This window comes from Streptomyces sp. NPDC023838 (assembly GCF_040639555.1).
GTDB lineage: Bacteria > Actinomycetota > Actinomycetes > Streptomycetales > Streptomycetaceae > Streptomyces.
On record NZ_JBFAAD010000038.1, the window covers coordinates 24,413 to 37,140 of the forward strand.

10 protein-coding genes are annotated in these 12,728 nt (G+C 71.1%); 2 read left to right on the top strand and 8 right to left on the bottom strand.

Going from position 1 to position 12,728, the window contains the following annotated elements; translation table 11 throughout:
- The first annotated feature begins 15 nt into the window (after nt 1-15).
- Entirely contained in the window at nt 16-1,074 is a 1,059-nt protein-coding gene (locus AB0G17_RS31850; RefSeq protein ID WP_361390195.1) for a mechanosensitive ion channel domain-containing protein, read from the top strand.
- Between the two features lie 167 nt (nt 1,075-1,241).
- Here the strand turns inward: AB0G17_RS31850 and AB0G17_RS31855 are convergent, their stop codons facing one another.
- The 5 genes from AB0G17_RS31855 to AB0G17_RS31875 all read right to left on the bottom strand — a co-directional run bounded on the left by AB0G17_RS31855 (nt 1,242) and on the right by AB0G17_RS31875 (nt 6,083).
- Entirely contained in the window at nt 1,242-2,828 is a 1,587-nt protein-coding gene (locus AB0G17_RS31855; protein ID WP_361390197.1) for a Na+/H+ antiporter, read from the bottom strand.
- A gap of 132 nt (nt 2,829-2,960) precedes the next feature.
- Nucleotides 2,961-3,449 (bottom strand): GNAT family N-acetyltransferase, encoded by a 489-nt coding sequence (locus tag AB0G17_RS31860; RefSeq protein ID WP_361390199.1) that lies wholly within the window; start codon nt 3,447-3,449, stop codon nt 2,961-2,963.
- Nucleotides 3,446-4,387, bottom strand: a complete 942-nt coding sequence (locus AB0G17_RS31865) for an RluA family pseudouridine synthase (RefSeq protein ID WP_361390201.1) — start codon at nt 4,385-4,387, stop codon at nt 3,446-3,448. The genes AB0G17_RS31860 and AB0G17_RS31865 overlap by 4 nt, the downstream gene beginning before the upstream one ends.
- Before the next feature lie 52 nt (nt 4,388-4,439).
- A complete protein-coding gene (lspA, locus tag AB0G17_RS31870; protein ID WP_361390203.1) occupies nt 4,440-5,006 on the bottom strand; it encodes a signal peptidase II in 567 nt (188 codons plus the stop codon).
- 63 nt (nt 5,007-5,069) lie between these two features.
- Nucleotides 5,070-6,083, bottom strand: a complete 1,014-nt coding sequence (locus AB0G17_RS31875) for a TraR/DksA C4-type zinc finger protein (RefSeq protein ID WP_361390205.1) — start codon at nt 6,081-6,083, stop codon at nt 5,070-5,072.
- 587 nt (nt 6,084-6,670) lie between these two features.
- Here AB0G17_RS31875 and ileS point away from each other — a divergent pair.
- Nucleotides 6,671-9,841, top strand: coding sequence for an isoleucine--tRNA ligase (gene ileS, locus AB0G17_RS31880; RefSeq protein WP_361390207.1), 3,171 nt, complete (start codon nt 6,671-6,673; stop codon nt 9,839-9,841).
- 522 nt (nt 9,842-10,363) lie between these two features.
- Here ileS and AB0G17_RS31885 read toward each other — a convergent pair.
- From AB0G17_RS31885 to sepF, 3 genes are all read right to left on the bottom strand, one after another.
- On the bottom strand, nt 10,364-11,563 hold the full coding sequence (locus tag AB0G17_RS31885) for a DivIVA domain-containing protein (RefSeq protein WP_361390209.1): 1,200 nt from the start codon (nt 11,561-11,563) through the stop codon (nt 10,364-10,366).
- A 55-nt stretch (nt 11,564-11,618) separates the two neighbouring features.
- Complete coding sequence (locus AB0G17_RS31890; RefSeq protein WP_067158122.1) at nt 11,619-11,909, bottom strand: YggT family protein; 291 nt, start codon at nt 11,907-11,909, stop codon at nt 11,619-11,621.
- Nucleotides 11,910-11,975: 66 nt separating this feature from the next.
- A complete protein-coding gene (sepF, locus tag AB0G17_RS31895; protein WP_067158125.1) occupies nt 11,976-12,593 on the bottom strand; it encodes a cell division protein SepF in 618 nt (205 codons plus the stop codon).
- Nucleotides 12,594-12,728: the final 135 nt, after the last annotated feature.

Sequence of the window (12,728 nt, forward strand, 5' to 3'; positions counted from 1 at the left end):
GTTACGGTCGGGGGCATGGAGAACGTACTGCGCCCGTTGATCGTCATCGGCGGCTCGGTCGTGCTCACGCTGGCCCTCGTGTGGCTGGCCGACCGACTGCTCCGCCAGACCGATGCCCGCCACCACGAGACCCCGCTGTGGGGTCTGTTGCGCCGCTGCCGCTTCCCGTTGCAGGTCGTCGTGCTCACCGCGCTGCTGAGAGGCACCTACCTCCAGATCAAGTGGGGCCCGGTCCAGGACCACGAGGCGGGCCTCGGCCAGCTCCTCTCCCTCGTCCTCATCGGGGCGAGCGCCTGGCTGGTGGTGCGGATCGCGGCGGCGATCGTCGAGGCGTCGTACGCGCGGTACGCGGCCTCGGCGCTCGACCCGGCGCGGGTGCGCAGGGTCCGTACGCAGGTGACGCTCATCCAGCGCGTGGTCACGGCCGTCGTCGGCGTCGTCGCGGTGGCGTCGATGCTGCTGACGTTCCCGGCGATGCGGACGGCGGGGACCTCGATCCTCGCCTCCGCGGGCATCATCGGCATCGTGGCCGGTGTGGCCGCCCAGTCGACGCTCGGCAACCTCTTCGCGGGGCTGCAGATCGCGTTCGGCGACATGGTGCGGATCGGGGACACGGTGGTGGTGGACGGCGAGTGGGGCGTGGTCGAGGAGATCACGCTGACCTATCTCGCGGTACGCACCTGGGACGAGCGGCGTCTGACGATGCCGGTGTCGTACTTCACCGGCAAGCCGTTCGAGAACTGGTCGCGCGGCGGTACGCAGATGACCGGCACGGTCTTCTTCCACCTCGACCACGCGGCCCCGGTCGCCCTGATGCGCGAGAAGCTCGACGACATCCTGCGCGAGTGCCCGGCCTGGGACGGCCGTGACAGCGCGCTGGCGGTCACCGACACGACCCCGTCGACGATCGTGGTGCGCGCGGTGGTCACCGCGAAGGACGCGGGCGACATCTGGACGGTCCGCTGCACGGTCCGCGAACAGATGGTGACATGGCTCCACGACAACCATCCCGAGGCGCTGCCGCGGATCAATACGGACTGGGACGACGGCGAGCCGCGCACGCGGGGCCATTAAGGGGCGCGGGGAACCGCGCGAGCGACCCAGCACGATCCGCAGACGAAAGAAGCGGGGTGCAGGGGCCGCAGGCCCCGCAAGGGGGTCCGGGGGCGAAGCCCCCGGACCCTCTCAACCCCCACCCACCCCCTGGAGGGTTGAGGGAAGGGGCGGGGTGGGGGCATCGGTCATCGCAAGCTGCGTACGTCCAGCTGGCGCAGGACCCGGTCCACGATCTCCGGGTCCGCCCCCGCCTCGCTGCGGGCCGACAGCACCTCGTGGCGCGCGGCGGACATCATCTCCCGCTGGATCCGCTGGATCGTCCGCAGCCGCTCCACCCGCTTCGCGTACGCCTCCCGCCGCTCCTCGTCGACCATGTCGGGGCTGAGGCGCGCCCCCACGTCGTATGCCCGCCGCAGGAGCTGCTCCATGACCTCCTCGGGCAGCTCCTCCACGTCCTCGATCTCCCGCAGCCGCCGCTTCGCCGCCTTCGCCGCTCGGATCGCGAGCTCCCGCTCCAGCGCCCGCTCGGCGTCGGTGTCGGCCTGGACACCGAGCCGGCGCACCAGGGACGGCAGGGTCAGGCCCTGGACCACCAGCGTCGCCATGATCACGCAGAAGGCGAGGAAGACGATCTCGTCGCGCGCGGGGAACGGCGAGCCGTCGTCGGTCCTGAACGGGATCGCGAGGGCGAGCGCGACCGAGGCCACCCCGCGCATCCCCGCCCACCACATGACGATCGTCTCCCGCCAGGTCGTGGGGATCTCCTCGTCGTAGTCCCGGCGCGTGTGCAGCCGCTTGGCGAGCCAGGTCGCGGGCAGCAGCCACACCAGCCGTACGCCCACCACGACCGCGACCACGACCGCGCCCCACCCCGCCATCTCGCCGACGCGGCCGCTCGCGGTGCCGAACACGTGGTGCAGTTCGAGGCCGATGAGCCCGAACGCGATGCCCGTCACCAGGGTGTCGACGACCTGCCAGAACGTGGCCCCGGCGAGGCGCCCCTGGACGTCGTCGGCGTCCACCGCGTGCTCGGCCAGGAACAGCGCGAGGGTGAGCACGGCGAGCACCCCGGAGCCGCCGAACTCCTCGGCCAGCACATAGCCGACGAACGGCACGAGGAGGGTGAGGCCGATCTGGAGCGTGGAGTCGTCGAGCAGGCCCATCAGCTTGTTGGCGCTCCAGCCGAGGACGAGCCCGACCACGACCGCCACCACGGCGGAGAGCACCAGCTCGCCCACCGCGTGCGGCCAGGAGAAGTCGCCGCTGACCGCCGCCGCGATCGCCACGTGGTAGAGCACGATCGCGGTGACGTCGTTGAACAGCCCCTCGCCCTCCAGGATCGACACCAGCCGGCGGGGCAGCCCGAGCGAGCCCGCGACGGCGGTGGCGGCGACCGGGTCGGGGGGCGCCACCAGGGCGCCGAGGGCGACGGCGGCGGCGATCGGCAGCCCGGGCACGATGGCGTGGGCCATGGCCGCCACGGCCGCTGTGGTGACGAACACCAGGGCCACCGCGAGCAGCAGGATCGGCCGTAGGTTGGCGGCGAACTGCCGCCAGGAGGTGCGCTGGACGGAGGCGTAGAGCAGCGGCGGCAGGACGAGCGGAAGAATGAAGTCCGGCGGCACGGCGACGTTCGGGACGAACGGCAGCAGGGCGAGGACCCCACCGAGGAGCGTCATCAGGACCGGCGCGGGCAACCTCAGCCGGTCCCCGACCGGAACCGTGACCACCGCTCCGAGCAGGAGCACGAACAGCAGGGCCAGCTGATCCACGGATGTCCTCCGGGCGGCGAGACGATCAAGACCTCAAGCGTGCCACGCGCCCAGAAGGGACGCGGGGCCGTGCCGCCCGCGGCTCCGCCGCGCTCAGCCCCACCGACCGGTCGGCCGACTCCGGCGCAGCGCTCAGACAGCCCGCCGCATCGCGACGTGCGGCATCCCCGCATCCAGGAACTCCGGCCCGTAAGCCGCATACCCGAGCCGCTCGTAGAACCCCGTCGCCTGCGTCTGCGCGTGCAGATCCACGGCGGCAAGCCCGAGCCGACGGGCCTCGCCCTCGATCGCCCGGACCAGCGCGGCACCGACGCCGAGCCCGCGCGCGGCACCGGTGACGGCGAGGCGTCCGAGGGAGCCCACGGAGGCGTCGCCACCGGTCCGGTCGAGCGCGGCGGGACCGTGCAGCAGCCGCCCCGTACCGAGCGGCCCGGCCGCACCGAAGGCGAGGACATGGACCGCCCCCGCGTCGTACGCGTCGTACTCGATCTCCTCCGGCACGCCCTGCTCGACGACGAAGACCTCCTTGCGCACGGCGAAGCAGGCCTCCAGGTCGGCCGGGCCGGCGGCGACGCGGACCGTGAAGGCCCCGAAGCCCTCCGCGGTGGCGGAGGCCGTCACTCGCTCTCCGCCCGGATCACGTCCAGCGCGTGCTGGAGGTCGTCCGGGTAGCCGCTCTCGAACTGGACCCAGCCGCCGTCCGAGGGGTGCTCGAAGCCGAGGCGCACCGCGTGCAGCCACTGGCGGGTCAGGCCGAGGCGCTTGGCGATGGTGGGGTCCGCGCCGTACGTCAGGTCGCCCACGCACGGGTGGCGGTGGGCGGACATGTGCACGCGGATCTGGTGGGTGCGGCCCGTCTCCAGCTTGATGTCGAGCAGCGAGGCCGCCCGGAACGCCTCGATCAGGTCGTAGTGCGTCACCGAGGGCTTGCCCTCGGCCGTGACCGCCCACTTGTAGTCGTGGTTGGGGTGGCGGCCGATGGGGGCGTCGATCGTGCCGCTCATCGGGTCCGGGTGGCCCTGCACCAGGGCGTGGTAGCGCTTGTCCACGACGCGGTCGCGGAACTGCTGCTTCAGATAGGTGTACGCCCGCTCCGACTTGGCGACGACCATCAGGCCCGAGGTGCCGACGTCGAGGCGGTGGACGATGCCCTGGCGCTCGGCGGCGCCCGAGGTGGAGATCCGGTACCCGGCCGCCGCGAGGCCGCCGATGACCGTCGTCCCCGTCCAGCCCGGGCTCGGGTGGGCGGCGACTCCGACCGGCTTCATGATGACGACGATGTCGTCGTCGTCGTGCACGATCTCCATGCCCTCGACCGGCTCGGCCACGATCTGCACCGGCGCGGGCGCCTGGGGCATCTCGACCTCCAGCCACGCGCCCCCGCGGACCCGCTCGGACTTGCCCACCACCGAGCCGTCGACCTGGACCTTCCCCGCCGCGGCGAGCTCAGCGGCCTTCGTACGGGAGAACCCGAACATACGGGAGATGGCGGCGTCGACGCGCTCGCCCTCCAGGCCGTCGGGAACGGGCAAGGTGCGGATCTCGGGAAACGTACTCACCCGTCGAGTATGCCTTGTCGCGGCGACGTCCCCGCTCGCCTGTGGATAGCGCTCAGTCCTTGTGCACCGTTCCGTCCGGGTCCAGACCCCGGAACGAGAGGATCACGATCAGGAAGCCGCCGCAGACGATCGAGGAGTCCGCGAGGTTGAAGACCGCGAAGTGGGCCGGGGCGATGAAGTCGACCACCGCGCCCTCGAAGACGCCCGGGGAGCGGAAGATCCGGTCGGTCAGATTGCCGAGCGCGCCGCCGAGCAGCAGGCCGAGCGCGATCGCCCACGGCAGGCTGTAGAGCTTGCGAGCCAGCCGGAAGATCACCACGATCACCGTCGCCGCGATCACCGTGAAGATCACGGTGAAGGCCTCGCCCATGCCGAACGCGGCGCCCGGGTTGCGGATCGCCTCCAGCTTCAACAGGTCGCCCACGAGCTCGACCGGCTCGTGGTGCTCCAGCCTGGCCACCACGAGCATCTTGCTGGCGAGGTCGAGCAGGTACGCGAAGAGCGCCACCGCGAACAGGACGGCGATCCTGCGCCTGCCCCTGGGCCGCTCGTCGGGAGCCGCGGCCCCCTCGGGCCCTTCTACGTCCGGCGTACCGATGATGCGCTCCGCCTCTGCCACGTGAGTCCCTCAACCAACCCTAGGTATCTGACTGGGACGAGGGTACGACACACGCCTGCGGAGTCAGCCCCGGCGTTCCTGCTTCTGCTTGTCCTCCACGCAGAGGGTCGCGCGCGGGAAGGCCTGCATCCGCGCCTTGCCGATGGGATTGCCGCAGACCTCGCAGTAGCCGTACGTACCGGCGTCCAGGCGCTCCAGGGCCCGCTCGGTCTGCTCCAGCATCTCGCGCGCGTTGGCGGCGAGCGCCATCTCGTGTTCGCGGGTGATGTTCTTGGTCCCGGTGTCGGCGTCGTCGTCGCCCGCGCCGTCCCCGGAGTCCCGCATCAGCCCGCTCAGGGCGGTCTCCGAGGCCTCGATCTCGGCGCGCAGCCGCAGGACCTCGCCGGTCAGCTCGGAGCGCGCCTCGGCGACCTCGTCGGGCGTCCAGGGGTCCTCGCCGGGCCGCACCGGCAGCTCGCCGGGCACTCCGGCGACGACGGTACGGGCCTTGGGCACGGCCGACTTCCTGGCCGACGCCTCGCCGGCCGTGTTCTTGGCAACCACCTTCTTGGTTCCCCTCTGCTCCGCGGCCTCGGCCGCCCCCTCGGCCGCGGTGGCGGCCTTCTTCGCTGCCACGCCGGCAGCCTTGCCCGGTACCGCTTTCTTGGCAGATGCCGTCTTCTTGGCAGCAGCCTTCTTGGTCGAAGCCGCCTTTTCCACAGCGCCTTTCCCGGCCACGGCCTTCTTGGCCGCGGTCTTCTTGGCCGGAGCCTTCTTGGTCGCAGCCTTCTCGACCACGGCCTTCTTGGCTACGGCCTTCTTGGCCGCGGTCTTCTTGGCCGGAGCCTTCTGGGCAGCTGCCTCCTTGGTCGCAGCCTTTCCGGCCGCCTCCTTCTTCGCCGTGGCCTTCTTGGCCGGTGCCTTCTTGGACGGTGCCTTCTTCGGGGCCGCCTCCTTCTTGGCCGCAGCCTTCTTGGCCGCAGTCTTCTTCCCGGGCGGCTCCTCCCTGCCTGCGCCCTTCACGGCGTCCCTGGACGCCCCCGTGGCCCCGGCCTCCACGGCGTCCTTGAACGCCAACGCGGTCTTCTTCGCCACCATGGCCGCGGCCCCTTCACATATTGTGATCTTGCTCGCGAATCGTGCTGGGACGATAAATCGACCCCAGGCCCGCGGCAACGGGGCACGCCGCCGGTCCGGCCCCGCTCGACGTGCCCGGAGACGAACCTGCATCCGTTGTGCCCAGCTCTCCGGCCCGTAATCCGCCACACGGGCGGCGCCGGACTCCGCCGGACCACGTATGGCCATTCGGGTCATCCACGCACGCGTGGCGGCCGCCCCGCAGGCCCCCGGTCCGGCCGCGCGGAAATCCGGTCGGCCGCTGTCGGTGCGGGCCCGTACACTGGGCGCAGCGAGAGGCGTGAATGGGACGAGTAGCGTCGTACGCAGCCAAGAGCGATCCGGGGACGGTGGGAGCCCGGAGGCGAGCGCGATGTGAAGATCACCCCGGAGCCGCCGGAAGAAAGCACCCCCGGGTGTGAGTAGAACCGGCTTCGCGACCCCAATGAGGGGGCGGTGTTCCGCACACCGCCAAGGAGGGTGGTACCGCGGGAGCGCGGGGCCGTAGGACGGCCGGGGCTCTCGTCCCTCCGACGGAAACGTACGACGATCCGCCGGAGGATGAACGGATGTCGCAGTACCGCCAGGTGCCCGCCCAGGTCGACCTGCCCGCGCTGGAGCACGCCGTGCTCGACTTCTGGCGCGAGGCGAAGGTCTTCGCCAAGAGCCTCGAACAGTCCGAGGGCCGCCCCGAGTGGGTCTTCTACGAGGGCCCGCCGACCGCCAACGGCATGCCCGGTGCCCACCACATCGAGGCCCGCGTCTTCAAGGACGTCTTCCCCCGCTTCCGGACCATGCAGGGCTACCACGTGGCCCGCAAGGCCGGCTGGGACTGCCACGGCCTGCCCGTCGAGCTCGCCGTGGAGAAGGAGCTCGGCTTCAACGGCAAGAAGGACATCGAGGCGTACGGCATCGCCGAGTTCAACGCCAAGTGCCGCGAGTCGGTGACCCGCCACACCGACGCCTTCGCCGAGCTCACGACCCGGATGGGCTACTGGGTCGACCTGGACGACGCCTACCGGACCATGGACCCCGAGTACGTGGAGTCCGTCTGGTGGTCCCTGAAGGAGATCTTCAACAAGGGCCTGCTCACCCAGGACCACCGCGTCGCCCCCTGGTGCCCGCGCTGCGGCACCGGCCTGTCCGACCACGAGCTGGCGCAGGGGTACGAGACGGTCGTCGACCCCTCGGTCTTCGTCCGCTTCCCGCTGACCGGCGGCCCCCTCGCGGGCGAGGCCGCGCTCCTGGTGTGGACGACCACGCCCTGGACGCTGGTCTCCAACACCGCCGTGGCCGCGCACCCCGAGGTCACGTACGTCGTCGCCCGCCGTACCGGCGGCGAGGACACGGAGAGGCTGGTCGTCGCCCAGCCGCTGCTGGAGAAGGCGCTCGGCGAGGGCTGGGAGGCCACCGGGCAGACCTTCACGGGCGCCGAGATGGAGCGCTGGACCTACCAGCGCCCCTTCGAGCTGATCGAGTTCCCCGAGCCCGCGCACTACGTGGTGAACGCCGACTACGTGACGACCGAGGACGGTACGGGTCTGGTCCACCAGTCCCCCGCCTTCGGCGCCGACGACCTCCTGGTCTGCAAGGCGTACGGCCTGCCGGTGGTGAACCCGGTCCGCCCGGACGGCACCTTCGAGGAGGACGTCCCGCTCGTCGGCGGCGTCTTCTTCAAGAAGGCCGACGAGAAGCTGACCGAGGACCTCAAGGAGCGCGGCCTCCTCTTCCGCCACGTCCCGTACGAGCACAGCTACCCGCACTGCTGGCGCTGCCACACCGCGCTGCTCTACTACGCGCAGCCGTCCTGGTACATCCGCACCACCGCCGTCAAGGACGCGATGCTGCGGGAGAACGAGAAGACCAACTGGTTCCCGGACTCCGTCAAGCAGGGCCGCTTCGGGGACTGGCTGAACAACAACATCGACTGGGCGCTCTCCCGCAACCGCTACTGGGGCACCCCGCTGCCGATCTGGCGCTGCGAGGACGACCACCTGACGTGCGTGGGCTCGCGCGCCGAGCTGAGCGAGCTGACGGGCACGGACCTCTCCGCCCTGGACCCGCACCGCCCGTACATCGACGACGTCACCTTCACCTGCACCGCCGAGGGCTGCGCGCACCCGGCGGTCCGCGTGCCCGAGGTGATCGACGCGTGGTACGACTCGGGCTCGATGCCGTTCGCGCAGTGGGGCTACCCGTACAAGAACAAGGAACTGTTCGAGAGCCGCTACCCGGCGCAGTTCATCAGCGAGGCCATCGACCAGACCCGTGGCTGGTTCTACACGCTGATGGCGGTCGGCACGCTCGTCTTCGACAAGTCCTCGTACGAGAACGTGGTCTGCCTCGGCCACATCCTCGCCGAGGACGGCCGCAAGATGTCCAAGCACCTGGGCAACATCCTGCAGCCGATCCCGCTCATGGACCAGCACGGCGCGGACGCGGTGCGCTGGTTCATGGCGGCCGGCGGCTCCCCGTGGGCGGCGCGCCGGGTGGGCCACGGCACCATCCAGGAGGTCGTCCGCAAGACGCTCCTCACGTACTGGAACACGGTGGCCTTCCAGGCCCTGTACGCGCGCACCTCCGACTGGGCGCCCAGCGCGGCCGACCCGGCCCCGGCCGACCGCACGGTCCTGGACCGCTGGCTGCTGAGCGAGCTGAACGCGCTGGTCGACCAGGTCACGCAGGCGCTGGAGACGTACGACACGCAGCGCGCGGGCAAGCTCCTGTCCGCGTTCGTGGACGACCTGTCCAACTGGTACGTACGCCGCTCGCGGCGCCGGTTCTGGCAGGGCGACAAGGCGGCGCTGCGCACGCTGCACGACGTGGTGGAGACGGTCACGCGACTGCTTGCCCCGCTGACGCCGTTCATCACCGAGCGGGTGTGGCAGGACATGGTGGTGCCGGTGACGCCGGACGCGCCGGAGTCGGTGCACCTGTCGTCGTGGCCGAAGGCGGACGCGGCGGCGATCGACCCGACGCTGTCGCAGCAGATGCTGCTGGTGCGGCGTCTGGTGGAGCTGGGACGCGCCACGCGCGCGGAGTCGGGCGTCAAGACGCGCCAGCCGCTGTCGCGCGCGCTGGTGGCCGTGGCGGGCTTCGAGTCGCTCTCGCCGGAGCTGCACGCGCAGATCACGGAGGAGCTGAACGTCTCGTCGCTGGCGTCGCTGGCTGATTCCTCCGCTGGTCCAGCGGGCGGCGGCTCCCTGGTCGACACGACGGCCAAGGCCAACTTCCGCGCGCTGGGCAAGCGGTTCGGCAAGGGCGTCCAGGACGTGGCCAAGGCGGTCGCGGCGGCGGACGCGGCGGCGCTATCGGCGTCCCTGCGGGACACGGGGACGGCCGTGGTGACGGTCGACGGCGAGCCGGTCTCCCTCGCCCCGGACGAGGTGATCATCACGGAGACGCCGCGCGAGGGGTGGTCCGTGGCCTCCGACTCCGGCGCGACGGTCGCGCTCGACCTGGAGATCACTCCGGAGCTGCGGCTCGCGGGCCTCGCCCGTGACGCGATCCGGCTGATCCAGGAGGCGCGCAAGAACAGCGGGCTCGATGTGGCGGACCGGATCGCGGTGCGGTGGCGGTCGACGGACCCGGAGGTCGCCTCCGCGCTGTCCGCCCACGCGGGCCTCGTCGCGGAGGAGGTGCTGGCGGTCGACTTCGCGTCGGGCGAGGCGGACGGTTCGTACGGCGAGCCGTTCACGGACGCGGCGCTGTCGCTGGAGTTCCGCCTGCGCAAGGCGTAACGCGACCGAGCGGCTGAAGCGGCTCGTCCCCCGGAGACACCCGGGGGGCGGGCCGCTTTTTCTGTCCCCACCCCGCCCTTCCCGAAAGCCCTCGGGCGGGCGGCCGGGGGTGGGCTGAGGCCCGTTTCCCGGGGGCTTCGCCCCCGGACCCCCTCGTTCGTCTGCGGGCCGGTGGGGGGGCTGGTCGCGCAGTTCCCCGCGCCCCTGGATGCGCCCCTTCGGGGCGCCCACGGGATGCCGCGCAGCGGCATTAAGAGGCGCGGGGAACTGCGCGAGCAACCCACCACCGGCCCGCAGACAAACAGGGGCCAGGGCGGAGCCCGGAGCGGGCCGCAGGCCCCGCAGCGGGGGGGCCGGGGGCATAGCCCCCGGGGAGAGCCGGCTCAGCCCCCACCCACCCCCGGAGGGTTTGGGGGAACGGGCGGGGTGGGGGCAAAAAGGGCCGGGCCCCCACAGAAGTGGGGGCCCGGCCCTTCAGCCTGCCGACGGCTGTGCGCGGCGTACGCGCGTACCGCACCCGGCCTAGTTGTCGTCCTCGTCGATCAGGAAGCCCCGCATCGGCGAGGGAGCCTGCTGCATCGGCGACGGCCCCTGCGGCCGCACCGGCGCCATCGGCTGCGTCATCGCGGGCGACATCTGCTGCTGCCCGCCGTAGGACGGCCCGCCACCCATCGACGGCTGCCCGCCCATCGTGTGGCCCATGGAGCCCGCACCGGCCGACGCCATCGACCCGCTCATCTGCGGAGCCGGCGGCAGCGACGCGGTCGCCGGCGTACGCGGCGGAGCCAGCGAGTCGTCCGCCTGGGTCTCCAGCTGGCGCAGCTGCGACTCCAGGTAGGACTTCAGCCGCGTACGGTACTCGCGCTCGAAGCCGCGCAGGTCCTCGACCTTGCGCTCAAGCGTGGCGCGGGCGGACTCCAGCGAGCCCATCGCGACGCGGTGCTTCTCCTGGGCGTCCCGCTCCAGCGCGTCGGCCTTGGCGCGGGCGTCCCGCTCCAGGCCCTCGGCGCGCGACCGGGCCTCGCCGACGATCTTGTTGGCCTCGGAGCGCGCCTCGGCGATCGCCTGGTCGGCGGTCTGCTGGGCCAGCGAGAGGACACGCGCGGCGCTGTCGCCGCCGGGGCCCTGACCCTGCTGCATCTGCGGGCCGTGACCGCCCATGGGGCCGCCCATCGGCTGGCCCATGGGGCCCTGGCCGAGCTGGTTCTGGCCCATGGGGCCCTGACCCAGCTGGTTCTGCCCCATCGGACCCTGGCCCATGGGGCCCTGGCCGAGCTGGTTCTGGCCCATCGGACCCTGACCCATGGGGCCCTGGCCCATCTGGCCCTGGCCCATCGGACCCTGGCCGTGCTGGCCCTGCGGGCCGTGGCCCCCGGGACCGGCGGGCAGCTGCGGAGCGCCGCTCGGCAGCTGGGGCGGACCCATCTGCGGCTGCTGCTGCTGCACCTGCGGAGGTCCAGATATGGCGGCGGGCACGGGCGCACCCGGACCGCGCTGGTCCTGCGGCTCCGGCTTGCGCATCCCCTGCTGCTGCTGGTTCTGCGCGGCGGCACGCGTCGCGGCGGCCAGCTTGGCGCGCAGGTCCTCGTTCTCGCGAAGCAGGCGGGTCAGTTCGGCTTCGACCTCGTCCAGGAAGGCATCGACCTCGTCCTCGTCGTAGCCTTCGCGGAGCCGGACGGTCGTGAACTGCTTGTTCCGCACGTCCTCAGGGGTCAGCGGCATCTCTTCTTCACCTCTACGTAGTCGTCGGCAGTCGGCAGGACCGTGTCGCTCACATCTATCTCCCCACGCTGGTGACGATGGAGATCAGGATGTACACGATGATCATCAGAACGAAGAAGGACAGGTCGAGTGCCACGCCCCCGAGACGCAGCGGCGGAATGAACCGCCGCAGAAGCTTGAGCGGTGGATCGGTGACAGTGTAGGTGGCCTCAAGAACGACCACCATCGCCTTGCCGGGTTCCCATGAACGTGCGAACTGCAAGACGTAGTCCATGACGAGCCGGAAGATCAGCACGATGAGGAAGCACATCAGCGCGATGTAGACCACATCCAGTGCGACGCCCATCTCGCGCTTCCCTCTCCCCTTGCCCTATGCCCCGGCCCCGTGGCCGGATCGTTCCCGGTTCGTGTCTCAGCTCTGGTTGAAGAAACCGCCCTCTGCGATACGGGCCTTGTCCTCCGCCGTGACATCGACGTTAGCAGGCGACAACAGGAACACCTTCTGCGTCACCCGTTCAATGCTGCCGTGCAAACCAAACACAAGTCCGGCGGCAAAGTCGACAAGTCTCTTCGCATCCGTGTCGTCCATCTCGGTGAGGTTCATGATCACCGGCGTGCCCTCGCGGAAGTGTTCCCCGATGGTACGGGCCTCGTTGTAGGTCCGCGGGTGCAGCGTGGTGATGCGGTAGGGCTCCCGCTCGGACACGACCTTGGGCATGATCACCGGTGCGTTCTTCTCCAGGCTCGGACGTTCAGGTGTGATGGATGCCACGGGGGCGATTCGCGCCGGACGCCCCGATTCCGCCGGCATCACGGCTGCATGGGAGACCGGTTCGCGGGGGGCCGGCGGCTGTACGGCTCGTACCGGTTCGTCCCGTTCGACCTGGTGCGGGGGCTGGTGCCGCCGACGGTCCCGCTCGGGCTCCGGCTCGGGTTCGAACTCGTCATCGGGGTCGAACCCCGGGCCGTCGTACCCATCGTCCTCCACGAGACCGAGGTAGACCGCCATCTTGCGCATCGCGCCGGCCATGCTCCGATTCCTCCGCTCTGTGGTGGATCGCCCTTGTCGCCAAATGTCGCAGTGTCACCAAGTGCCCACGATCCACTCGGTCTGCCCACCGAAGAGTGGGAATGACCATATTTTCTGCTGTGGTCCGACTTGCTT